This window comes from Marinobacter halodurans (assembly GCF_004327985.1).
GTDB classification, from domain to species: domain Bacteria; phylum Pseudomonadota; class Gammaproteobacteria; order Pseudomonadales; family Oleiphilaceae; genus Marinobacter_A; species Marinobacter_A halodurans.
In genome coordinates, this window is record NZ_SJDL01000054.1 from 1 (window position 1) to 23,154 (window position 23,154).

The 23,154-nt window shown below is 59.0% G+C and carries 18 protein-coding genes and 2 pseudogenes; 11 read left to right on the forward strand and 9 right to left on the reverse strand.

Annotation, left to right across the window (positions count from 1 at the left end; genetic code table 11):
- Nucleotides 1-192: 192 nt before the first annotated feature.
- The 3 genes and pseudogenes from EZI54_RS25530 to EZI54_RS21855 form a co-directional block, all read right to left on the reverse strand.
- Nucleotides 193-1,329, reverse strand: a pseudogene (locus EZI54_RS25530) (DUF6531 domain-containing protein); the annotation flags it as partial.
- Nucleotides 1,330-1,550: 221 nt separating this feature from the next.
- Entirely contained in the window at nucleotides 1,551-3,716 is a 2,166-nt protein-coding gene (gene uvrD / locus EZI54_RS21850; protein ID WP_131484007.1) for a DNA helicase II, read from the reverse strand.
- A 145-nt stretch (nucleotides 3,717-3,861) separates the two neighbouring features.
- Nucleotides 3,862-5,316: an NAD-dependent succinate-semialdehyde dehydrogenase gene (locus tag EZI54_RS21855; RefSeq protein WP_131484008.1), complete on the reverse strand. Its 1,455-nt coding sequence runs from the start codon at nucleotides 5,314-5,316 to the stop codon at nucleotides 3,862-3,864.
- Between the two features lie 351 nt (nucleotides 5,317-5,667).
- On the opposite strand from EZI54_RS21855, the gene EZI54_RS21860 reads away from it, so the two are divergent.
- A complete protein-coding gene (locus tag EZI54_RS21860; protein WP_131484009.1) occupies nucleotides 5,668-6,693 on the forward strand; it encodes a histone deacetylase family protein in 1,026 nt (341 codons plus the stop codon).
- A gap of 340 nt (nucleotides 6,694-7,033) precedes the next feature.
- Nucleotides 7,034-7,252 (forward strand): PA3496 family putative envelope integrity protein, encoded by a 219-nt coding sequence (locus tag EZI54_RS21865; RefSeq protein ID WP_131484010.1) that lies wholly within the window; start codon nucleotides 7,034-7,036, stop codon nucleotides 7,250-7,252.
- A 44-nt stretch (nucleotides 7,253-7,296) separates the two neighbouring features.
- Here EZI54_RS21865 and thiI read toward each other — a convergent pair whose 3' ends face one another.
- Nucleotides 7,297-8,745, reverse strand: coding sequence for a tRNA uracil 4-sulfurtransferase ThiI (gene thiI, locus EZI54_RS21870; RefSeq protein WP_131484011.1), 1,449 nt, complete (start codon nucleotides 8,743-8,745; stop codon nucleotides 7,297-7,299).
- A 183-nt stretch (nucleotides 8,746-8,928) separates the two neighbouring features.
- On the opposite strand from thiI, the gene ppnN reads away from it, so the two are divergent.
- A complete protein-coding gene (ppnN, locus tag EZI54_RS21875) occupies nucleotides 8,929-10,299 on the forward strand; it encodes a nucleotide 5'-monophosphate nucleosidase PpnN (protein ID WP_131484012.1) in 1,371 nt (456 codons plus the stop codon).
- A 54-nt stretch (nucleotides 10,300-10,353) separates the two neighbouring features.
- On the opposite strand, the gene EZI54_RS21880 is transcribed toward ppnN, so the two are convergent.
- Nucleotides 10,354-10,680, reverse strand: a complete 327-nt coding sequence (locus tag EZI54_RS21880; RefSeq protein WP_131484013.1) for a c-type cytochrome — start codon at nucleotides 10,678-10,680, stop codon at nucleotides 10,354-10,356.
- Between the two features lie 314 nt (nucleotides 10,681-10,994).
- Here EZI54_RS21880 and EZI54_RS21885 point away from each other — a divergent pair, with 314 nt between their 5' ends.
- The 7 genes from EZI54_RS21885 (at nucleotide 10,995) to EZI54_RS21905 (ending at nucleotide 16,799) form a co-directional block, all read left to right on the forward strand.
- On the forward strand, nucleotides 10,995-12,116 hold the full coding sequence (locus tag EZI54_RS21885; protein WP_131484014.1) for an enoyl-CoA hydratase/isomerase family protein: 1,122 nt from the start codon (nucleotides 10,995-10,997) through the stop codon (nucleotides 12,114-12,116).
- Between the two features lie 272 nt (nucleotides 12,117-12,388).
- Nucleotides 12,389-13,252: a formylglycine-generating enzyme family protein gene (locus EZI54_RS21890; RefSeq protein ID WP_131484015.1), complete on the forward strand. Its 864-nt coding sequence runs from the start codon at nucleotides 12,389-12,391 to the stop codon at nucleotides 13,250-13,252.
- Nucleotides 13,253-13,529: 277 nt separating this feature from the next.
- Complete coding sequence (locus tag EZI54_RS21895) at nucleotides 13,530-14,393, forward strand: formylglycine-generating enzyme family protein (RefSeq protein WP_131484016.1); 864 nt, start codon at nucleotides 13,530-13,532, stop codon at nucleotides 14,391-14,393.
- 77 nt (nucleotides 14,394-14,470) lie between these two features.
- A complete protein-coding gene (locus EZI54_RS24610; protein WP_165495835.1) occupies nucleotides 14,471-14,668 on the forward strand; it encodes a hypothetical protein in 198 nt (65 codons plus the stop codon).
- A 64-nt stretch (nucleotides 14,669-14,732) separates the two neighbouring features.
- Entirely contained in the window at nucleotides 14,733-15,596 is an 864-nt protein-coding gene (locus EZI54_RS21900) for a formylglycine-generating enzyme family protein (protein WP_165495836.1), read from the forward strand.
- 77 nt (nucleotides 15,597-15,673) lie between these two features.
- A complete protein-coding gene (locus EZI54_RS24615; protein ID WP_165495837.1) occupies nucleotides 15,674-15,871 on the forward strand; it encodes a hypothetical protein in 198 nt (65 codons plus the stop codon).
- Between the two features lie 64 nt (nucleotides 15,872-15,935).
- Entirely contained in the window at nucleotides 15,936-16,799 is an 864-nt protein-coding gene (locus EZI54_RS21905; RefSeq protein ID WP_165495838.1) for a formylglycine-generating enzyme family protein, read from the forward strand.
- A 305-nt stretch (nucleotides 16,800-17,104) separates the two neighbouring features.
- Here the strand turns inward: EZI54_RS21905 and EZI54_RS21910 are convergent, their stop codons facing one another.
- Complete coding sequence (locus EZI54_RS21910) at nucleotides 17,105-17,917, reverse strand: hypothetical protein (protein WP_131484019.1); 813 nt, start codon at nucleotides 17,915-17,917, stop codon at nucleotides 17,105-17,107.
- Nucleotides 17,918-18,348: 431 nt separating this feature from the next.
- On the opposite strand from EZI54_RS21910, the gene EZI54_RS21915 reads away from it, so the two are divergent.
- Nucleotides 18,349-19,212, forward strand: a complete 864-nt coding sequence (locus EZI54_RS21915; RefSeq protein ID WP_131484020.1) for a formylglycine-generating enzyme family protein — start codon at nucleotides 18,349-18,351, stop codon at nucleotides 19,210-19,212.
- Between the two features lie 35 nt (nucleotides 19,213-19,247).
- Here the strand turns inward: EZI54_RS21915 and EZI54_RS21920 are convergent, their stop codons facing one another.
- The 3 genes and pseudogenes from EZI54_RS21920 to EZI54_RS25170 form a co-directional block, all read right to left on the reverse strand.
- Nucleotides 19,248-21,944 (reverse strand): LysM peptidoglycan-binding domain-containing protein, encoded by a 2,697-nt coding sequence (locus tag EZI54_RS21920; protein WP_131484021.1) that lies wholly within the window; start codon nucleotides 21,942-21,944, stop codon nucleotides 19,248-19,250.
- Nucleotides 21,925-22,791, reverse strand: coding sequence for a DUF4123 domain-containing protein (locus EZI54_RS21925; protein ID WP_165495839.1), 867 nt, complete (start codon nucleotides 22,789-22,791; stop codon nucleotides 21,925-21,927). The genes EZI54_RS21920 and EZI54_RS21925 overlap by 20 nt, the downstream gene beginning before the upstream one ends.
- Nucleotides 22,760-23,154: pseudogene (locus EZI54_RS25170) on the reverse strand (type VI secretion system tip protein VgrG); the annotation flags it as partial. The pseudogene EZI54_RS25170 and the gene EZI54_RS21925, both read right to left, overlap by 32 nt.

Sequence of the window (23,154 nt, forward strand, 5' to 3'; positions counted from 1 at the left end):
GCATCAAAGGATTTCAGCTTCTGGAACTGGTCGTTAACAACGTCGAGTTCCGGGACGGAGAAGCGGTTGAGCAACAATCAGACAGGAACGCTGCCTGATGTTCATACACCAGATTTGACGATAACTCAGATACTCCAGAGCAATCTGGTTGACACCACCCTCTGCGGAGGTTTGGATTCCCCGTCCCTGGTCGTCGTAGGTGTAGGCACCCCGCTGGTCGCCGTTTTGATCGACGATTCCGGTTAGGGCGTAGGGGAAACTTTCATTACCGTACTGATATCGGACTTGCGTGCCGTCAGGCTGCGTCACCGACACCAGCCGATTGAGATCGTCGTAGCTGTATTGCCATTCCGAGCCACCAACCAGCGATACCTCCACAACCAAACTTCGGTTATTGCGGGTAAGCGTGATGGTATGACGGGCCTGATCACTGATCTGGGAAACTTGATCATTGGTGTTGTAGGAGAAGTGGAGGACCCGGCCGTCGCGGGTCGCAACCTGAGTCAACAGCCCAGAGCTGTCGAACTCCCGCTGCAGCCCCTGCCGCGACTGAAGGAGATATCCCGAACCGTCCGCTTTATCGGAAAGGGACAAGCTGATGTCCTCATCCGGAACCCATTGGCCGCTGTTGTCGGAGAAATACAACACGCGGCCATCGCCCTCCTCCAGTCGAATGACGTTCCCTGAGGTCAGCTCAAACTTCCGCAGACGGGATAAACCATCAAGCTGCCAACCGACGCCGAAGTCGCCAATCCGGCTATCGGAAGAATTGTAATTCCGCGTCAGATGAAGCAGCGAAGAACCATGTAACGAGATATCGGTTTCGGACTGAAACTTGTTGCCGGTGGCCGCGTTGATGGGGTTGCCCACGAGACTGCGAGTGCCTTTGGGGCTACTGCAACTGGCTCCGCGCTGTTTCTCTGGGCTTGGAGTATTGGGGGCAGCTAGTAAACAACGGCTACCCGATAGCTCGTAGCCTGTCGGGCAACGAGGAGTACCTTTGACATATCCACCACCGCTGCATCCATTTTGAAGCTTGATTTTGGCTCGCTCGGGCGAATTTTCGCCAACATAAACCGCTCGAAATGAGCAACTGCTTGCGTTCCAATAATCTTGGTACTTTGACCACCATGTATTGATGGCGGCAGTAATCGACGGCATCCCAGAAACGCTGTACGGATAGCCCGTGGGAACCGAATAGGGAGAACCATATTTAGGCGGCAGCTCATTCACCCTTGCGCTAACGCAATGGGTGAGGGCGAACAGAGTAGTCGCCAACAGAGCTTGAGTAACATATGAGAAACCAAGGCGATGGCGCTTTGGTAGCATCTTACTTCCTTCCTTGAAAGCTAGTCGCGTATCCGTCGCGACAACTGCATTGACCGGAAGCTTCTCCGACTCCCAAGCACCAACTTACACAAACGTTAAATTTTTACAAGTTCCTTAAAGAATGGAGACGACACGTTAGGTGGCACTCCGCCTCTTCCTTAAATGCCTTCAGAGAACTAACACGCCATATCGCCAACCCGCACCATTCCTTTTGCCTTAGATCAGAGCTTTTCCAAAGGTGCATAGGCCAGGACGAGCCATTTTGCGCCATCGTCGAAGTTCACCTGCACCCGGGTGTGGTGGCCGCTGCCCTCGCAGTTCATCACCACGCCTTCGCCGAACTTGGGATGATGCACCCGCTGGCCCAGTTGCAGGCCGGCGTCGGCCATGGGGGTGCTGTCGAACAGGCCTTCGTTGGGTCGTTGGGTCAGCGCCGGGCGGGTGACGGTGTTGCGCAGGCGCACTTCCTGGATGCAGTCGCCGGGCACCTCCCGCACAAAGCGGGACAGCGCGTGGAATTTCTCCTGGCCATAGAGCCGGCGGGATTCGGCGTAGGTCATCACCAGCCGTTTCATGGCCCGGGTGATGCCCACGTAGGCCAGGCGCCGCTCTTCCTCCATGCGCCCCGGCTCTTCCAGGGACATGCTGTGGGGGAACAGGCCTTCCTCGACGCCGGCCAGGAACACCAAAGGGAATTCCAGGCCCTTGGCCGAGTGTAGGGTCATCAGTTGGACGCTGTCCTGATGCTCGTCGGCCTGGGATTCACCGGCGTCCAGGGCCGCCTGGGCGATGAATTCCGAAAGCGGATCGATACCGTCCTCCACCTCGAAATCCGCCATGGCGCTGACCAGCTCCTCCAGGTTCTCCACCCGGGCCTGGGCTTTTTCGCCCTTCTCGTTGGCGTGGTGGTCCCGCAGGCCACTGCCCTCGATGGCGCGCTGGGTGAGCTGCTTGAGATCCAGTTCGTCCTGGTCCGCTGCCAGTGATTCGATCAGTCCGATAAACTGCTGCAAACCGGTCTTGGCCCGGCCTTTCATGGCACCGGCTTCCAGCAGCCGTTCCGCCGCCTGCCACAGGGAGATGCCCTGGCCGGTGGCCAGTTCCCGCAGCTCGCCCAGGCTCTTGGCGCCGATGCCCCGCGGCGGTGTGTTCACCACCCGTTCAAACGCCGCATCGTCATGGCGGTAATGCACCAGCCGCAGGTAGCCCAGGGCGTTGCGGATTTCCTGGCGATCGTAGAAGCGCAGGCCGCCGTAAACGCGGTACGGAATCCCCTGGCGCAGCAGGGCTTCCTCCAGCACCCGGGACTGGGCGTTGGAACGGTACAGGATCGCCGCTTCGCTGCGCAGGTTGCCGTCATCCACCCAGGCGCTGATGGTGTCGGCGATGTAGTTGGCCTCATCCTGCTCGTTGAAGGCGGCGTAGAGGTTGATGAGTTCACCGTCGGGGCCGTCGGTCCACAGTTCCTTGCCCAGGCGGCCCTGGTTGTTGGCGATGACCGCGTTGGCCGCCTTGAGGATGGTCTGGGTGGAGCGGTAGTTCTGCTCCAGCCGGACCAGCCGCGCGTCCGGGAAATCCTGCTGGAACTTCTGGATGTTCTCGATCCTGGCGCCCCGCCAGCCGTAGATGGACTGGTCGTCGTCGCCGACGATGGTCATCGGTACCCGCTGGCCCGCCAGCACCTGCAGCCAGGCGTACTGGATGGTGTTGGTGTCCTGGAACTCGTCCACCAGGATGTGCTGGAAACGGCGCTGGTAGTGGCCCAGCAGCGCCGGCTTCTTGAGCCAGAGTTCGTGGGAGCGCAACAGCAGTTCGCCAAAATCCACCAGCCCGCTGAGCTGGCACTGCTTCTCGTACTGGCGGTAGATCTTGAGCATCACCGAGACGAAGTGGTCGCCCGGGTTGTCCTGGATGTGATCGGCCCGCAGCCCCTCGTCTTTCTGGCCGTTGATGAACCATTGCACCTGTTTCGGCGGCCAGCGTGTTTCGTCGATCTGCAGATCGCGCATGACCCGCTTGATCAGGCGCAGCTGGTCGTCGCTGTCCAGCACCTGGAAATTCTCGGGCAACCCGGCGTCCTGCCAGTGGGCCCGCAGCAGCCGATGGGCAATGCTGTGGAAGGTACCGAACCAGAGGCCGTAGCCGGACAGGTTCATCATCTCCGAGATCCGGTTGCGCATCTCCCGCGCGGCCTTGTTGGTGAAGGTCACCGCCAGCAGCCCGGTGGCCGGCACCTGGTCCACCTGCATCAGCCAGGCCATCCGGTGCACCAGCACGCGGGTCTTGCCGGACCCGGCGCCGGCCAGCACCAGCAGATGGGCGTTTTGGGCGGTCACGGCCTCGCGTTGGGCCTCGTTGAGGGGATCTATGATCGGGGAGACGTCCATCGGGAACCATACAGTCGGGAAATGAAGAGCGACGATTATAACAAGCTGGCGCTGTGGTTCACGCCATACCGGTGAGGCGAACGGAATCGTTTACATCAGGCAGGAACGGCGCCCGCCCCCGTAGGAACGGGCGCAACAGCAACAATCAGGCGCCGCGGGGCACGGTCTGGGGTTCGACAAACTCGAACAGCCCTTCGATGCCGCCTTCGCGGCCGATGCCGGAGGCTTTCATGCCGCCGAACGGCGCTTCCGGTGTGGGCCCCGTGCCGGTGTTCCAACCCACATGGCCAAAGCGCAGGCCGCCGATCACCCGGCTGGCGCGGGCGTCGTCTTTGGTGAAGACGTAGGCCGCCAGACCGAACTCGGTGTCGTTGCCCGCTTCGATCACCTCATCCTCGCCACGGAACAGCGCCATGGGCACAAGCGGCCCGAAGGTTTCCTCGCGGGAGCACGCCATCTCACGGGTGATGCCGCTCACCACCGTGGGCGGGTAGAACAGGTCGTTGCCACTCAGGGTATCCGGATTGGGACCGGCCACCAGCTTGCCACCCTGGGCCAGGGCATCGGACACGTGGCGGCGCACCTTGTCGAAGCCGGCCTTATTGATCAGCGGGCCGATGTCGACGCCCTCTTTCATGCCGTCGCCGACGGTCATGCGGTTGACCCGCTCCGCCAGTTTCTCACCGAAGCTGTCGGCCACCGTCTCGTGGACGAAGATCCGGTTGGCGCAGACGCAGGTCTGCCCGCCGCCACGGAACTTGTTGGCGATCAGGTTATCCGCTGCCGCGTCCAGGTCGGCATCGTCGAACACAATGAACGGCGCGTTGCCGCCCAGTTCCAGGGCCAGCTTCTTGACCCAGCCGGTGCTGTCGGCCATCAGGGTACGGCCCACTTCGGTGGACCCGGTGAAGCTGATCATCGGCACGTCCGGCGACTCGCAGAACAGCTTGCCGATCATGCTGGATTTGCCCATCACCAGGTTGACCATGCCCTTGGGAATGTCCACATGCTGGTCGATCAGGCTGAACAGGGCGATCATGGTCAGCGGCGTCTCGCTGGCCGGTTTGATGATTGACGGGCAACCGCCGGCCAGGGACGCGGACAGCTTCTTGGCGATCATGCCGATCGGGAAGTTCCAGGGGGTGATCAGCGCCGCCACGCCCACCGGACGGTAGTGGATCGTCCAGGTGCAGTTCTTGGGCTTTTCGTCGATGGTGTGGGAATCCAGGGTATCGATATTCTTTGCGCAGTAGTCGAAGAACCCGGCGGCGTATTCCACTTCGCCCTGGGCTTCCTTGAGCGGTTTGCCGTGCTCCAGACACAGGATCCGTCCCACTTCCTCCTTGTTGCCCAGCAGGGCATCGCGGATACCCACCAGCCAGTTGCGGCGGGTTTCCAGGTTGTAGGGTTCGGTCAGGCGCAAGGCCTGTTTCGCCTCACTGATGGACCGCTTCACGTCGTCTTCGGACATCGATGCGACCTGGGCAATGACCTCGCCCGTGGCCGGGTTGTAGACATCAATCGAGTTGCCCGTCGAAGTATTGACCCACTGCCCTCCGATATAACCATCAAAATGCGTCAATAACGGTGACTGAATCATGTCGGCTCCTTGTCTTGAGAGGGGGCTGCGATCAATCGTCGGCAAAGGTGCAGCGACACCCTCATTGAGGCTCATGCAATTCTGTTGGACGTGCACATACTTGAAGATGCACCGGTATCGGGAAAGCACCGCCGGCGTTGGTTCACCTTCTGCGACAGCCTCCCCCGTGTGTCGTTCCATAGTGGCTGATGCGTCCGCATTGGACAAGTCGCCCCGGGCGAGTCATTGCCCGGGGCAACGGATTGCCGCCGGTTCAAAAGCGGCATTGGGTTGAGCGGGGGTCCGGACGGTGCTTATACTCGAACTGTTGTCCAGTTTTTGTCCGGTCGCAACCGATCAGGGAGCCGAACTATGAAAGCGTTCTTTCATCCTGCGCAGGATCTGCACAGCCCCAAGACCTACTTCACCCGCGGCCAGATGCGACAGCCCCAAGAGGTTCCCGCACGCACGGAACAAATGCTCGAGGGACTCCGCTCCCTGGAATTCGAGGTGCTCGAACCCTGTGACCAGGGGGCCGGCCCGATTTCCAAAGTGCATGAACTGAGCTATCTGCGCTTCCTCGAATCCGCCCATCGCGAATGGATGGCCATCCCCGACGACTGGGGCGACGAGGTCATGTCCAATGTGTTCGTACGCTCCCCGAATGCCCTGCGCGGTATCCTGGCCAAGGCGGCCCGCTACCTGGCGGATGGCAGCTGTCCGGTGGGCGAGCATACCTGGAAAGCGGCCTACTGGTCGGCCCAGACCGCCCTGGGGGCCGCCGACGCGCTGCTGGCCGGCGACCGCAGTGCCTACGCCGTATGCCGTCCGCCGGGCCACCACGCCCGCAAGGACGCCGCCGGCGGGTTCTGTTACCTGAACAATGCGGCCATCGCAACCGAAGCCCTGAAGAAGCGCTTCGACAAGATCGCCATCCTCGATACGGACATGCATCACGGCCAGGGTATCCAGGAAATCTTCTACGACCGGGATGACGTGCTCTACGTGTCGATCCACGGCGACCCCACCAACTTCTACCCGGTGGTTTCCGGGTTTGAAGACGAGAAGGGGGAAGGCAAGGGCTACGGCTACAACATCAACATGCCGATGCCCCACGGTTCCTCGGAGGAGTTCTTCTTCGAGAAGCTGGAAGAGGCCATGACGGCCATCCGGCTGTTCCAGCCCGACGCCCTGGTGCTCACCCTCGGGTTCGACATCTACCGGAACGATCCCCAGGCCAAGGTGGACGTCACCTCCGAGGGCTTTGGCCGGATCGGCAAGCGCATCGCCGCGGCCAACCTTCCCACCCTGGTGGTGCAGGAAGGCGGCTACGATATCGATTCCCTGGCCGACAACATTCGCCAGTTCTTCGGGGGACTGGAAGGGCGCAGCGCATAAGGGCGCGGCACCCACTCTGGAAATTGAAAACTGGCCGGCCAAGGCACGCGACTTGCCGGTCAGCACAGCAAGAAGAAAAATCTGTGGACGATGGCACCGATTGCCGGCGCAAAATCCGCTTTCATGCCGTTGTCATAGAGTGCAGGTAGGCTTTGTTGCATCCGGCGCCGCACGGCAATCGTGCACCGCCGGGCGCAATCGGGTCAGGAAGTTGCTGATGCCATCCGGCTGGAGATGCCCGGGCAACGCCCGCATGTCCAGCCCGGTTGGAACGTCGATCGGCACCTCACGGCGCCGGTCACGGCAGCACTTCCTCATTTTCCAGAGGAGGATGTGACGCGTGCGATCTACAGGCAATGCCACCCAGGGTACGAACCAGCCGGTTGAATCGGTTCAGGCTGAAATTCTCTCCATTTTCGATCATCTCCAGCGCGATGAAATGCGCGACCGGGAGCAGGCAGCGGCCAGGCGCCGACTGGCGGCACGCCGGGCGATCGAGCAGCATTTCGAGCGCAAGGCGCTGGAGGAATCCATCCGCGACGGCTGGCTGGACGACTAACGTGAAGCCGGGCGCGGCGGATGCCGGCGTCCGGCACCGGCCCATCAGGCGGGAGCGTACACGAGGACGTTGTCCAGCCCCGACGCTTTCAGGTGGCCGGCATGCATGCGACTCATGGTGCCCTTGTCGCAATACAACAGGTAGCGGCAATCGTCCGTGAGTTCGTCGACGCGCTGGTTCAGCTCGTAGAATGGAATGTGCAACACTTGGTTGTTGGTCAGGTGCAGGGGCGCTCTTTCCTCTTCATTCGGATGGCGCACATCGATGATCACATCGTCCACGGCCGGCGTCTGCACCAATTCCACATCCTCCGGCGTGCTCATGGACTCCAGGACGCGCTGGATCGGCGTTTCCACCCGGGATTCGATGGCCCGTTCCAGGACCGCCGGATCCATCTTCGCCTCTTCCGCCTCGACCCGGTGCTGCTTGGCCCGCGTGACCGGTTTGCTGGAAATCACACCGCAGTATTCCGGCATGTTGCGGGCATAGCTCTCGGTGCCGATCTGCTCGGCGATGCGGATGATGTCCACCTTGTCCATGGTGATCAGGGGGCGCAACACCACCTCGTCGCTGGCGCGGTCGACCACGTTCAGGTTGGCCAGGGTCTGGCTGGAGACCTGGGCCACCGCATCACCGGTGACAATCGCCTTGGCTAGGCCCGTCTGCGCAACGGCAGCCGCGGCCTTGAGCATCATCCGCTTGAGCACCACGCCCATATGGCGATGATCCACCGAGCGCATGATCTCGCCCACCACGTCCTCGAACGGCACGGAAATGAACTTCACCGAGTGGGACGAGCCATAGCGGGACCAGAGATAATGCGCCACCTGCTTCACGCCCACTTCGTGCGCCGCACCGCCCAGGTTGAAGAACAGGAAGTGCGTGCGCAGGCCCCGGCGCATGGTCAGGTAGGTGGAAACGGAGGAATCATAGCCCCCGGAAATCAGCGATACGGCCGTTTCTACGCTGCCCAGCGGATAACCACCCAGGCCTTCGAAACGCCGCTCGACGATGTGGTAACGGTCGTGGATGACTTCGATCCGCACCTGCTCGTCGGGATCCTTGAGCCTGACACCGCTGGCTCCGGATTGCGCCAGCAGGACACTGCCCACCAGGCGCTCCAGATCGGCGGAGGAAAAGTCATGTTCACCGGTCCGCCGACCGCGCACGGCGAACGTCTTTCCGGCCAGCGCGTCGCCCCAGACGGCCAGGGCACGGTCGGCCACATCGTCCAGCGTGGTCAGCGGATAATCCCGGACTTCCAGGAAGTTGCTGATGCCGGGGATGCAGCGGAGCCGTTCCACCAGTTCGTTGCTGTCCAGTTCGTCCGGCACGAGGACGTCCACCCGGTCCCAACTGCCCTCGACACGGATGCGATCGTCGACACGGCGCAGGATTTTGCTGACGTTCTGGCGCAACTGGCGGATCTGCTGGCGACGGACGGGCTTGCTCTTGATCGCCACTTCGGCGCTGGGTCGTATCAGGAAATTCATAATCTGGATGCTGGCTGACTGATCAAAAAACGCACATTCTAACGGGTTGCCGCGTCACTTAAAAATACGCAAGGTACGCAAGGCGCGGGCGCAAGTGTGTCACAGTGTCCCCTGGGGTGCACCCGGATTGCCTCAAAACCGTTACACTCAGAAGTACAACTTCCATAAACCAAGAGCATTTCAATGACCCAGGAAACCATCAATGCCCTGGTCTCTCCCGAGGGCAGCCTGGAGATTCTCTCCAGTCATGAAGTGAACCGACTCAAGGACAAGAGCGAAGGCGGCCTGTACCGCCTGTTCCGCCAGTGTGCCCTGGCCGTCATGAACATCGGCGTGGACATCGACGACTGTAAGGACCTGATGGAGCGCCACGCCGACTTCGACATCCGTCTGGTGCCCCAGCCGCGGGGCCTCAAGCTGGAGCTGATCAACGCGCCGATCGATGCCTTCGTCGACGGCGAGATGCTGCGCGGGATCCGCGAGCACCTGTTCTCGGTGCTGCGGGACATCATCTACGCCCATTCGGTGCTGGGCAGCTATCCGGGCCTGTCCAGCGACGAGCCGGACACCATCACCAACCGGGTCTTCCACATCCTGCGCAACGCCCGGGTCATGCAGGCCGGACGCCATCCGGACATTGTGGTGTGCTGGGGCGGGCATTCCATCAGCCGGGAAGAGTATGTCTACAGCAAGGAAGTGGGCCACGAGCTGGGCCTGCGCGGGCTGAGCATCTGCACCGGCTGCGGCCCCGGCGCCATGAAGGGCCCGATGAAGGGCGCCACCATCGGCCACGCCAAACAGCGGGTCAAGAACGGCCGCTACATCGGCATCACCGAACCGGGCATCATCGGTGCCGAACCGCCCAACCCGATCGTCAATGAACTGGTCATCATGCCGGACATCGAGAAACGCCTGGAGGCCTTTGTCCGTGCCGGGCACGGCATCATCGTGTTCCCCGGCGGCGTGGGCACGGCCGAGGAAATCCTGTACCTGCTGGGCGTGCTGCTGCACCCGGAGAACCGCGACCTGCCCTTCCCGGTCGTCTTCACCGGCCGGCCGGAGAACGCGGATTACTTCGAGATGATCGACCGCTTCATCCGCAACGCCCTGGGCGAGGAAGCCGCCGCCCGCTACCAGATCATCATCGACGACCCGGTGCGGGTGGCCCAGGCCATGAAGCATGGCATGCAGGAGGTCCAGGCCTTCCGCCGCTCCACCCAGGACGCCTATTACTTCAACTGGATGCTGAAGATCGACCCGGTCTTCCAGGCGCCCTTCGAGCCGACCCACGAGACCATGCGCGAGCTGGAACTGCACCGCAACCAGCCGTCCCACCTGATCGCCGCCAACCTGCGCAAGGCCTTCAGCGGCATCGTGGCGGGCAACGTGAAGGAACAGGGCGTCCGTCAGGTCCAGGAACGCGGCCCGTTCGAGATCTCGGGGGATCCGGAACTGCTCGAACCGCTGGAAGAGCTGCTCACGGCGTTCGTCCAGCAGAACCGGATGAAGCTGCCGGGCGCGGCCTACAAGCCGAGCTACCGCATCGTGAACTAGGTGATCGCGGGAGGGAGTCCGGTGTGTCCGGCGACTCCCTCCGCAAGGTCGGTATTACTTGCCGCCGGCCGGCAGGCTGGAGAAGTAGGCGGCGAGGTTGGCGATGTCCTCATCGCTCAGGGCCGCGGCCTGCCCCTGCATGATGGCCGCCTGGCCACCCTGGCGGTTGCCGCCCTTGTAGGCTTTCAGCGCCATGACCAGGTACTGCTCGTTCTGTCCGGCCAGGTTCGGGTACGTCGGAATCTGGGCGTGGCCGTCCTGGCCATGGCAGGCCGCGCAGACTGCGGCCTTGGCCTTACCGGCTTCGGCGTTGCCTTCCGCCTGGGCCGCCAGCGGCATGGCGACGGCCAGGGTCAGTGCGATGGGGGTCAATACCTTCATGTTACGTCCTCGTTTCCTGTTCTCTCTCAATGTGGGAACCTCTGCCCAACGCCCGCGGCCACTCCCACGCGCCGGCGTCAGCGAGAGGCTCCTTATGGAAAAGCCCTTGTACGATGCAAGCTTATAGCATAGGGAAAAGCATCGTGAAATTCGCCCGTTGACCCTGCTTCTTTGGAACCGGATACCGATCCGACTTTGGTCGCACTGGAAGCCGACGAATGCAGGTGACATCGCACCGGCGATCCGGTCATCATGCCCTATTGTCTTGTTGCCGCCCCGGGCGGCCCATTATTTTCGGGAGCCGAGAACCACCCATGTCCATCCGCACTGAAACCCGGGCCTGCAGCGAAGGCCGGATCGGCCTGATCACACTGGATTCCTCTCACAACCTCAACGCCCTGTCGCTGGAGATGATCAACGCCCTGCAGGCCACGCTGGACGAGTGGGCGGTCGATCCATCGATCTGTCTGGTGCTGCTGTGGGGGGCCGGCGAGCGGGCCTTCTGCGCCGGTGCCGATATCCGCCGGCTGTATGAGGCAATGGACCGCGACGACGGACACAGCCAGGTCATCCGCTATTTCACGGCGGAATACCGGCTGGATCACACACTGCACGTCTACCCCAAGCCGCTGGTCTGCTGGGCCCATGGCTACACCATGGGCGGCGGGCTGGGTCTGCTGGCGGGGTGCCGCTACCGTTTGCTGGCGCCATCGGCCCAACTGGCGATGCCGGAAGTCAGCATCGGCCTGTTTCCGGACGTGGGGGCGGGGTATTTCCTCAATCGACTGCCGGAGGGCATTGGCCTGTTCCTCGGCCTGACGGGCGCGAGGCTGAACCAGGCGGACAGCCTGCGCATCGGCCTGGCCGACCTGGCCGTGGCCGACGAGACCCCGGAGGCGCTGCTCCAGCGTCTGCTGGAGACCCGCTGGAGCGGCGAGGTCGCCGCCGACGACAACCGGCTCTACCGGTTGCTGAACCAGTTCACCGGCGAGCGGTCGATCGCGTTGCCGGAGAGCCAGTTGGCCAACCATGAACAGCGTATCACCCGCCTGTGCCATGGCGACTCCCTGCCGCAGATCGTCAACCGCCTGGTCGGGGAAACGGTGGAGAACGATGCCTGGTGGCAAACAGCCATCGACAACCTCAGGAACGGCTGCCCGACCACTGCCTGGCTCACCTGGGAACAGCTGCGCCGGGCCCGCCAGTTCAGCCTGAAGGATATTTTCCGGATGGAGCTGATCATGGCGGTACGCTGTTGCGAGGGGGACGACCTCAGGGAAGGCATCCGCGCCCGGCTGATCGACCGGGACAACCGGCCGCACTGGCAGTATCCGGCGGTGGACGCGGTCCCGTACGACGACGTCGAGCACTATTTTACTGCGCCCTGGGCGCCGGCCGACGACCCGCTCGCGGATCTGGACTGGCATTCCACATGAGTCGGGTATGCTGACGACGAGCGGATACTAACCCCCGCCTCCTACTGCCCCCCGAAGCTGGCCTCGTTGCTGAGACTGGCCCCGGCAACTGGGCGCTGAGCGAGGCCTGGCCCTGGAGCAGGCTATACGAGCCTTCTGGTTAGGCCTCACCGTAGACTGTTTTCAGGACAAGCTCTGAGGTTTTGATTTCAAACACCATGGACCTAGGTGGTCACGCGCCAGAGCCTGTAGAATTTGCCCCAACAGATTTCACTCGGTAAGGAAGCCGACCCATGCGAATCAAGCTGTTCCGCAGTCTCCCGTTTTTTGCCCTTCTGACCGCGACCACCGGTTGCAGCTACTACTACGAATCCAAGGCCGACGACATGGTCCAGCGTCAGATGGACGCGATGGTGTTCGTGAAAGGTGGGGAATTCATGATGGGGAATCCGGGAGGATGGAGTGTTCGGCACGACACTATCCCAACCCACAAAGTCATTTTAAATGATTTTTATATTCAGAAGTATGAGGTCACACAAGGGGACTTTGAGCTTTTCCAGGCAGTGACTGGATACGAACATTCTGACAAGTATTACGACGATGAACGTGATGAAAAGCCAGATCGTTATAAGCCGGAGCTCCCGGCAGTCGCATCCTGGAAAGACGCATCCGCTTTTTGTCGATGGCTGGGTGAGCAAAGCGGAAAGGCCGTACAATTACCGACCGAGGCACAGTGGGAGTTCGCGGCTCGCGCCCGGGGCCAGATGCTGAGATATGCCACGGAGGATGGAGAGGCCGAGCCTAATGTAACGATGGCAGCCGGCCCTGAGAGGTTTACCAGAGATACGAGCAAACGCGACAGCAAGTTGCCGGTTAAGCCTGGTAGTTATCCGGCTAACCCGATTGGACTTTACGACATGTCTGGAAACGTTGGAGAGTGGGTTCAGGATAAGTATAAGGAGGACTACTACAAAAACTCACCTGCCCAGAATCCGCAAGGACCGGATGAGGGGCAGAAGGATGCATTTTTTGGCGAGAACTATCGTGTTTTACGGGGCGGCAGTTATCTCGACTTCATTGGTAATACAACTGTCACTCGCCGAAAAGGGGCTGAGTCCCTTAGTTCTGAAATTAGAGGCTTCCGATGCGCCTACTAAAATCCGAATGGGTGAAGGTAGTGAACTGACGTTGTTCAGGCGTACAGGCTCTCCAGCCATTTAAAGGTGCGGTCAGCTTGCGCGGAATTGAAAAGCCGCTGCCGAATGAGCTTGGAAACGTTGTGCTTGAAATCAACAAAAGTCCTTTTCCTTTCCTAGTTGCCCATTCGTTCGCCATAAATGGATTTTGAGGGTGGATCACCTGGCCCATAGTTCTTCGCTGCCGAAGCCTGTAGAATTTGCCCCAACAGATTTCACTCGGTAAGGAAGCCGACCCATGCGAATCAAGCTGTTCCGCAGTCTCCCGTTTTTTGCCCTTCTGACCGCAGCCACCGGTTGCAGCTATTACTACGAATCCAAGGCCGACGACATGGTCCAGCGTCAGATGGACGCGATGGTTTTCGTGAAAGGAGGGGAGTTCATGATGGGGAACCCCGGTGGTTGGGACGGCAGCAAGAACAGTTGGCCGCCCCACAAGGTGAAGCTGGATGATTTCCATATCCAGAAGTACGAAGTCACTCAGGGTGACTTCGAGTTGTTCCAGGCCGTGACGGGATATGAGCATACCGACGAAAGGTACGAGAAAAAGCGTGATGAAAAACCGGAGCGCTATGAGCCTGAGCTACCGGCGGTCGCATCCTGGCAAGACGCATCCGCCTTTTGCCAGTGGCTGGGGAAACAGGACGGCAAACCAATTCAGCTACCGACTGAAGCGCAGTGGGAGTATGCAGCCCGCGCTCGCGGGCAGATGCTGAGATATGCCACGGAGAATGGTGAGGCGAAACCCGACGTAACGATGGCAGCCGGCCCAGACCGAAATGCTCGTGATATGCGGGAGTACCACAATAAGCTGCCGCTGGCTCCCGGCAGTTTCCCGCCCAACCCGCTCGGCCTTTACGATATGTCAGGCAATGTGACGGAATGGGTTAGGGACAAATACAAGGAAGATTACTATGACCATTCTCCGGTCGATAATCCGCAAGGACCGGATGAAGGAAAAAAAGATACATATCGTGGTGAAAATTACCGCGTTTTACGCGGCGGAAGTTACCTCTCCTTTCTCGGAAACACCACCGTTACACGCCGTAAGGGGGGAGAGCCCCTTAGTTCTGAAATCAGAGGCTTTCGATGCGCCTACTAGAACTTGAGGGCGCATCAGTTCCGGAACGGGGCTATTCATGAGTACAGCGCCTCCAGCCATTGGAAAGTCCGGTCGCCTTGCTCGGAATTGAAAAGCCTCTGCCGAATGAGCTTGGAAAAGTTGCGCTTGAAATCAACAAAAGACCCTTTCCCTTCCTCATTGCCCATCCGCCGGAGAATCTCGACAAGTTCCCGTTGGCTGCGAACGGTTTCCAGAGTTTTGATGGCCGCTTCGCCACTGGAATGGGGGCTTGGGGTGGATTACCTGATCCATAGTCCTTCGCTGCCGAAGCTTGTAGAATTAACATCAGCAGTCATATCTCGGAAAGGAAGCCGACCCATGCGAATCAAGCTGTTCCGCAGTCTCCCGTTTTTTGCCCTTCTGACCGCGACCACCGGTTGCAGCTACTACTACGAATCCAAGGCCGACGACATGGTCCAGCGTCAGATGGACGCGATGGTGTTCGTGAAAGGGGGGGAATTTATGATGGGTAACCCAGGTGGATGGAGCGTGCGGCACGACACTTGGCCACCTCACAAAGTGGTACTGGACGATTTTCATATCCAGAAGTACGAAGTCACCCAAGGGGACTTTGAGCTCTTCCAGGCCGTGACGGGATATGAGCATACCGACGAAAGGTACGAAAACATGCGCGATGAGAAGCCGGAGCGCTACGAACCAGAGCTACCGGCGGTCGCATCCTGGCAAGACGCCTCCGCTTTCTGTCGATGGCTGGGTGAACAAAGCGGAACGCCCGTGCAATTACCGACCGAGGCACAGTGGGAATTCGCGGCTCGTGCCCGGGGCCAAATGCTGAGATACGCTACGGAGAATGGTGAGGCGAAAGCTGGCGTAACGATGGCAGCCGGACCAGCCCGAAGTGCCCACAATATGCGTGAGATCCGTAATAAGCTACCGCTGGCACCCGGCAGTTTCCCTCCCAACCCGCTAGGCCTTTACGATATGTCAGGCAATGTCAGTGAGTGGGTCCGAGATAAATATAAAAAGGACTACTACAAAAACTCACCCGTCCAGGATCCGCAAGGGCCGGACGAAGGACAAAAGGATATATTTTTTGGTGAAAACTATCGCGTTTTGCGTGGTGGGAGCTATCAAGAATTCATAGGCAACACGACAGTCACTCGCCGAAAAGGAGCAGAGACTCTAGGTTCCGAAATCAGAGGCTTTCGATGCGCCTACTAGAACTTGAGGGCGCATCAGTTCCGGAATGGGGCTTTTCATGAGTACAGCCCCTCCAACCATCGGAAAGTCCGGTCGGCTTGCGCGGAATTAAAAAGCCGCTGCCGAATGAGTTTGGAAAAGTTGCACTTAAAATCAATAAAGGACCCTTTCCCTTCCTCGTTGCCCATCCGCCGGAGAATCTCGACAAGTTCCCGATGGCTGCGAACGGTTTCCAGAGTTTTGATGGCCGCTTCGCCACTGGAATGGGGCCTTGGGGTGGATCACCTGGTCCATAGTTCTTCGCTGCCGAAGCTTGTAGAATCAACATCAGCAGTCATATCTCGGAAAGGATGCCGACCCATGCGAATCAAGCTGTTCCGCAGCCTCCCGTTTTTTGCCCTTCTGACCGCAACCACCGGTTGCAGCTACTACTACGAATCCAAGGCCGACGACATGGTCCAGCGTCAGATGGACGCGATGGTTTTCGTGAAAGGAGGGGAGTTCATGATGGGGAATCCGGGTGGATGGGATGGCAGTAAGGATAGCTGGCCGCCTCATAAGGTAAAGCTTGATGATTTCCATATCCAGAAGTACGAAGTCACCCAGGGGGACTTTGAGATTTTTCAGGCCGTGACGGGCTACGAGCACTCCTATCGTTTCTACGAAAAAAACAGGGATGAACAGCCAGAGCGTTATGAGCCAGAATTACCGGCTGTCGCTTCATGGACCGATGCCTCCGCGTTCTGCGAATGGCTGGGAAAGCAAAGTGGCCAGCCTGTACACCTCCCCACTGAGGCTCAGTGGGAGTACGCCGCACGCGCCCGCGGACAGATGCTGAAGTATGCGACGAAGAATGGCAAAGCGGAGGCTTCAGTGACGATGGCAGCCGGTCCTGATCAACATGCTCTCGGCGTGCGTGAACACCACAGCAAATTACCACTGAAACCCGGCAGCTTTCCGCCTAATCCGATTGGTCTTTACGATATGTCTGGCAACGTAGCGGAATGGGTTTACGATAACTACGAAGAGGATTATTACGCCAATTCACCAGTTTATAACCCTCAAGGCCCGACAGAACCGGTTATAAGTGACTGGACGAACGATCCTTACCGAGTCTTACGTGGCGGTAGTTTTAAAGATTTTATCGGCAATACTACCGTTACACGACGCTCCGACATTCAGAATGGCAGTGACGATACGTCGGGATTCAGGTGTGCTTATTGAGTGCCGGTGATAAAGGCATTAAGGGCTGCCGACCCTAAAAGGTTTGTTTGAGGCAGGCGAAAACACAATAACAAGTACTGGTTGAGTCTCGTAGTTCAGCGGCTAACCCACTTGGCCTTGTCTGGCAATGTAGGTGAGTGGATCCGAGATGAAAATGAAAAGTCTATAATTAAAATCATCGGCCCAGAATGCGCCTGGATCGGGTGAGGGGCAAAAGGAACAATTTTTTCGGAGAGAACTGTCGTGTTTGCCGAAGCGGGCTGCTACCTAGTCGTGATTGGCAATACGACAGTCTCGGGGGCTGCTCATGCGTAGAGTCCCTCCAGCCATTTAAAGGTTCGGTCGGCTTGCGCGGAATTGAAAAGCCGCTGCCGAATGAGCTTGGAAAAGTTGCGCTTGAAATCAACAATAGACCCTTTCCCTTCCTCGTTGCCCATCCGCCGGAGAATCTCGACAAGTTCCCGATGGCTGCGAACGGTTTCCAGTATCTTGATGGCAGCCTCGGCACCAATGGCCCGGTAAGGGTCCTCGAATCCGAGGAGTGCAGAACTGTCTTCCACCAGAATGCTCAAAATGGCGGCTTTGGCAGGCGGAGTTAGCTGAAATAATTGATCGTTTTGAAGTACTTTTTGAGCCGCATCCCTTACTCTCGTCTTTGCTGTCGTAAGACTTGTCCAGAATTCATTGAGCTCGATCGCCCGTTTGGCCATTAAGCTTTCAAAACTTGCCCCGCTTGTTGCTAATATCTTCAAAAGAAACGAGATATGCTCAAACGCCGTCTTTTCGATCCAATCCAGAAAACGAAAGTCCGAGCATTCAAGGGACCAACGAATAAACTTCACGAGCTCCCATAACTGCTGGATGTTCAGCTCAGCAGCCACGCCGCCGCCTCCACCGACGCCAACAACAAGGTGGCCTTTGAGATACAGATAGGGCTTTCCTGCATTCATAAAGACCTTAAACTCGAAAGCCGCCCCTATTCCCGCTGAAATGGCCAACTCCGGTTTTACATCTAGCAGCGACTTGAAGGCATCATCGACTACCTGCTGGTCTTCATTGGCTGTCGAATTGGCATTTTGATCGGCGAGCACCTCCGCATAGGCCGCTTTCCACTTCACCCCGAAGCTGGCTTCGTTGCTGAGGCTGGCACCGGCAAAGGCTTCGCCATTGGTTTCGCCGGAGAGGTCAACCTTGTGCCCCTCTGTCAGGACGTTGGCCCTGGCGGACAGCGATGCGCAGGCGCCGGCGAACCCCTGGATCTTGTACTCGGCATCGGCGCGAATGTAGCCACACTCCAGGGTCTTTTGCGCACCGTGCCCGTCGATGTAGTCGAGTTCCAGTTTGAAACCGTCCGGCCCCGGTAACTGGGCGCTGAGCGATGCCTGGCCCTGGAGCAGGCTGTACGAATCTTCTGGTTAGGCCTCTCCGTAGACTGTTTTCAAGGACATGCTTTGAGATTTTGACTTCAAAGACCATGGTCCTTGGTGGTCACGCGCCAGAGCCTGTAGAATTTGCCCCAACAGATTTCACTCGGTAAGGAAGCCGACCCATGCGAATCAAGCTGTTCAGTAGTCTCCCGTTTTTTGCCCTTCTGACCGCAGCCGGCGGTTGCAGCTACTACTACGAATCCAAAGCCGACGATATGGTTCAGCGTCAGATGGACGCGATGGTTTTCGTGAAAGGGGCAGGGTTCATGATGGGAAACCCCGGTGGTTGGGACGGCAGCAAGAACAGTTGGCCGCCCCACAAGGTGAAGCTGGATGATTTTCACATCCAGAAATACGAAGTCACGCAAGGTGACTTTGAACTTTTTCAGGCCGTGACGGGGTACGAACATTCTGACAAGTATTACGGTGATGAGCGTGACGAGAAGCCGGAGCGCTATGAGCCTGAGCTACCGGCGGTCGCATCCTGGCAGGACGCCTCCGCTTTTTGTCGATGGCTGGGTGAACAAAGCGGGAAGCCCGTACAATTGCCGACCGAAGCGCAGTGGGAGTTTGCAGCCCGCGCACGCGGGCAGATGCTGAGATATGCAACGGAGAATGGTAAAGCTGAACCCGACGTAACGATGGCAGCCGGCCCAGACCGAAATGCTCGTGATATGCGGGAGTACCACAATAAGCTGCCGCTGGCTCCCGGCAGTTTCCCGCCCAACCCGCTCGGCCTTTACGATATGTCAGGCAATGTGACGGAATGGGTTAGGGACAAATACAAGGAAGATTACTATGACCATTCTCCGGTCGATAATCCGCAAGGACCGGATGAAGGAAAAAAAGATACATATCGTGGTGAAAATTACCGCGTTTTACGCGGCGGAAGTTACCTCTCCTTTCTCGGAAACACCACCGTTACACGCCGTAAGGGGGGAGAGCCCCTTAGTTCTGAAATCAGAGGCTTTCGATGCGCCTACTAGAACTTGAGGGTGCATCAGTTCCGGAACGGGGCTGTTCATGAGTACAGCGCCTCCAGCCATTGGAACGTCCGGTCGGCTTGCGCGGAATTAAAAAGCCTCTGCCGAATGAGCTTGGAAAAGTTGCGCTTGAAATCAACAAAAGACCCTTTCCCTTCCTCATTGCCCATCCGCCGGAGAATCTCGACAAGTTCCCGATGGCTGCGAACGGTTTCCAGTATCTTGATGGCGGCCTCGGCACCAATGGCTCTATAGGGATCCTCGAAGCCGAGGAGTGCAGAGCTGTCTTCTACCAGAATAGTTAGAAGCGCAGCTTTGGCAGGTGGGGTTAACTGCGACAATTGATTATGCTGCAACACTTTCTGAGCAGTGTCCCTTACTTTTGTATCGGCTGTCGTCAGTCGCTCCCACAGGATATCCATTTGTTCAGCGCCTTGTTCCATTACAGCCTCGAAATCCTCAGAACTGACGGCGAACACCTTAAGCAAGAATGTGATGTGCTCAAACGCCGTCTCTTCGATCCACTCAAGAAACCGAAAATCTGAGCGTTCAAGGGACCAGCGAATAAATTTCACCAGTTCCCACAGTTGTTGGACGTTCAGCTCAGCGCCGACACCTCCACCGCCGCCGGCTCCAAGAACCAAGTGTCCCTTCAGATAAAGCACCACTTTGCTTTCAACCATACCAACACTGAAGTCAAAAGCAGCCCCAATCCCTGCCGAAACCGCGAACTCCGGTTTTACATCCAGCAGCGACTTGAAGGCATCATCGACTGCCTGCTGGTCTTCATTGGCTGTCGAATTGGCCTTTTGATCGGCGAGCACCTCCGCATAGGCCGCTTTCCACTTCACCCCGAAGCTGGCTTCGTTGCTGAGGCTGGCCCCGGCAAAGGCTTCGCCATTGGTTTCGCCGGAAAGACCGACTTCGCCGGTGTTACTTGATACCCGGGCCTGAGCGGACAGCGAGGCGCAGGCGCCGGCAAAGCCCTGGATCTTGTACTCGGCATCGGCGCGAATGTAGCCGCATTTCAGCGTCTTTTCCCCACCTTGGCCGTCGATGTAACGGAGTTCCAGTTCAGTGCCTTCTGGCCCCGGTAACTGAGCGCCGAGCGAGGCCTGGCCCTGAAGCAGGCTGTACGAACCCTCCAGTTTGCCGCCGATGTAGAGTTCGCCCTTGTTGGGGTTGTAGACAGCTTCCAGCCCTGCCTGGGAAGCAAAGCGGAACATCTGGGCTTCGGCGTCCGCCGAGAAACGGCCATCCTCGCTTTCGGTGTGCTCCTTAAACAGCTCGACTTCAAGCTGGTTGAAAAAATTGTTGTCCGAGCTTTTCCATTCGGCCAGTTTGAGCTTGAGGCTTTGTTCGGTCTTGAGACTTTCTCCAGCTTCACCCAGGGCCCGTTTGAAATCACCGCTCGTCATGGCCGCCCGGACGTCGGCCATCTTGAGGGGGCGCCAGTTCTGCCGGATTTGGGACAAAACTTTGCGGCGCATATAGCGGTATCCGCCTGCGGCGGTGTGTTTGACCTCGACAATGGGACGCGAGGGCATGGTGTCCATTAGCGGTTTTGCCACCACATCCACGGAGTGTGGCGGGCTGGTCTCCACCAGCCGCTGGAGCATGGCTTCCTGCTCCTCAATCAGGCGCTTGAGTTCCTCGTTTTTCTTGCGGCTGGCTTCGACCTCCTCCCGGTCAATCAGGTTCCAGAGGAACACCGCGACCGTGGCCTGGCCCATATAGTGACGAACCTGGTCCATAACCGGTGTGGTTTCTTCTTCCAGTTCGTTGAGTCGCTGCTGTCTTTGCACCAGCTCGTTCATATCCGACTCGCTGATGAAGTTGGGCCAGGCTGTTGCCTGTTTCAGTTCCTCGGACTCGGTTTGTAGTTGGGCCTTCTGGGTCTGCGAGACGTCGCTGGATGAGGTGGCCACGCGGTAGCGGATCTCGGCTTCCAGCGCGGCCCTGAGCATTTTGAGACGCTTTTCGAGGTTGTCGCGATGGGTGCGCGCCCGCTGTCGGGCGAGTTTCTGGGCCTCGACGATGGCTTCCACGGTGGGCTGCTGTCCCTCAAGCTCAACGCAGAGGGTAGTAAACACCTTCAGCGACAGCTGGTCGCGGGGGCTGTCCAGCGGGCGTTGCTGGGCTGGCAACAGGATCTGGTTCCGGATCTGGCCGATTTCCCATTCGATGCGGCGCAGGCGCCGTTCCTGGCGTTCCAGTTCCTGATTCTCTCGGGTCCAGCGGGCTTCGTATTCGGTGAGCAGGTCTTCGGCGGTCGTGCTCTCCTTGGGCCGGGGCAGTGCGCCGAGCTCCTTCAGTTGGTTCCAGGCGGCTTCCCGGGCGGCCGGGATGTCATCCACAGACCCGGCTTCAGCTTGTTTGAGTTCTTTCAGGGGCGCATGCAGGGTCGAGACTTCCGCATCGACTTCTTCCAGTTGGGCCTGGGTCAGGGCGTAAACGGTCTCTGTCTCTTCCGTCACATGCAGAAAGGCAACGTATTCCAACTGGCAGGCGCTGAACTCAACGTCGTCGGTGCTGGAATCGTTGGCCGACTGTGCCGGCGGGAGAGCCGGGCCTGATTCGGGTCGGCCTGCGGGTATGGAAAGCCGCCAGCCGGCCTCGATGTGGTCGGGATCGGTAATAAACGTATTCTCCGCCTGTAATTCCGACACGGACACTTGGTGGGCGGCGGCGATCTGCGAGAGGGTGTCCCCGGCTTTAACCTGATACTGCGGCATGACTCGACTCCGAGAGGCTTTCCATAGCCATTAAACGTTCCTGGGGTGTCATGGACGGGTCGTGCATGACTTTTTCAAACGGCGGTGTTTTCTGGAAGCTGGCGCCATGTTGGAGAGCGAGCCTGAGCCAGCGTTCCTGGAGGGCCGATGACTTGAGGCCCGACTCACGGGCCTCGAGCAAACGCGCCATGATCCAAACCGTTTGATCGGGAGCGTCCGGTAAGTGGGAGCGATAGGCGTGGCGATACCGAATTGCCTTATCCGCCGTGCGGTACTGGGGCACGCTGGCGAGCTCCTCACTCGACAGTTTGGGGGGCTCGCTGGATAGGTCGGTAGCCGCGTGGAAGTCGCTGCGGCAGGCTTTCCAGTCATAGCCGTCGTGCCAGGACCAGGCTTCGCCCTTGCGAATCAGCCGGTGACGTTTTTCGCCGAGCGCTGCGAGTAACGCCGTCAGCATTCTGGGTTCGTAGAAGCGAAACAGGGTCTCGTCCTGGCGGGCGGTACTCAGCAATAGCGACTGGAAATAGGTATGGGCTGAGCTGGCATCCAGGGGCGTTTCGATCAGCATGCCCAGCGGCTGGTTTGCCATGTCCTGGGCAATGTCGCTTGCGAATTTCTCATGCCCGCTGAGCTTGACCAGAATCGGACCGGTTTTCCAGGCGCTTTCCCAGCGGGTACCCGTCAGCAGGCTGGACCAGGTGATGGCTGAAGACGTCATGGCACCATAAAGCTGGCCCAGGAAGCTTTCGTCGACAGCCAGGTCCACAACGGCGAATGTCGGAGCGGCAGCCTGCCGCTGCTCCAGCCCCAGTTGTTCAAGTGTGTTGATGTAGCTTGCAGCGTCCATTGGCATCAAACTCGCAGTCGGAGACGGTCAGGCCGCCAGCACTGGCGGCTTCCTTGAGCAGGGTTTCGGGAAAGACGGCTTCGGTACGCGCGGTCTCGGAGGTTTCCGCGCCCAGTGGCAAATCCGGCGTCAGGGCTGTAGTGGCCGTGCCGCTGCCCGGGGAGCCCCCCGAGTTCATCTTGATCATCGGTCCGGAGAGCGTGACCCCACTGGGATCAACCTTGACGAAGCTGCCACCGGCCTTGAGGGTGATTTCGGCGCCGGCCTCGACGACGATCTTCATACCCGCTTTGTGGTGGATCTCGGTGCCCGCTTCCACCAGTTGGGCTTTGCCCTGTTTGCTGTGGTGGGTACCGCCGACCG

Coding starts and splice junctions, on each gene's coding strand:
- uvrD (WP_131484007.1), bottom strand. CDS start 3,716: ATGGACGTCTCCCCGATCATAGATCCCCTCAACGAGGCCCAACGCGAG.
- EZI54_RS21855 (WP_131484008.1), bottom strand. CDS start 5,316: ATGATTCAGTCACCGTTATTGACGCATTTTGATGGTTATATCGGAGGG.
- EZI54_RS21860 (WP_131484009.1), top strand. CDS start 5,668: ATGAAAGCGTTCTTTCATCCTGCGCAGGATCTGCACAGCCCCAAGACC.
- thiI (WP_131484011.1), bottom strand. CDS start 8,745: ATGAATTTCCTGATACGACCCAGCGCCGAAGTGGCGATCAAGAGCAAG.
- ppnN (WP_131484012.1), top strand. CDS start 8,929: ATGACCCAGGAAACCATCAATGCCCTGGTCTCTCCCGAGGGCAGCCTG.
- EZI54_RS21880 (WP_131484013.1), bottom strand. CDS start 10,680: ATGAAGGTATTGACCCCCATCGCACTGACCCTGGCCGTCGCCATGCCG.
- EZI54_RS21885 (WP_131484014.1), top strand. CDS start 10,995: ATGTCCATCCGCACTGAAACCCGGGCCTGCAGCGAAGGCCGGATCGGC.
- EZI54_RS21890 (WP_131484015.1), top strand. CDS start 12,389: ATGCGAATCAAGCTGTTCCGCAGTCTCCCGTTTTTTGCCCTTCTGACC.
- EZI54_RS21895 (WP_131484016.1), top strand. CDS start 13,530: ATGCGAATCAAGCTGTTCCGCAGTCTCCCGTTTTTTGCCCTTCTGACC.
- EZI54_RS21900 (WP_165495836.1), top strand. CDS start 14,733: ATGCGAATCAAGCTGTTCCGCAGTCTCCCGTTTTTTGCCCTTCTGACC.
- EZI54_RS21905 (WP_165495838.1), top strand. CDS start 15,936: ATGCGAATCAAGCTGTTCCGCAGCCTCCCGTTTTTTGCCCTTCTGACC.
- EZI54_RS21915 (WP_131484020.1), top strand. CDS start 18,349: ATGCGAATCAAGCTGTTCAGTAGTCTCCCGTTTTTTGCCCTTCTGACC.
- EZI54_RS21920 (WP_131484021.1), bottom strand. CDS start 21,944: ATGCCGCAGTATCAGGTTAAAGCCGGGGACACCCTCTCGCAGATCGCC.
- EZI54_RS21925 (WP_165495839.1), bottom strand. CDS start 22,791: ATGGACGCTGCAAGCTACATCAACACACTTGAACAACTGGGGCTGGAG.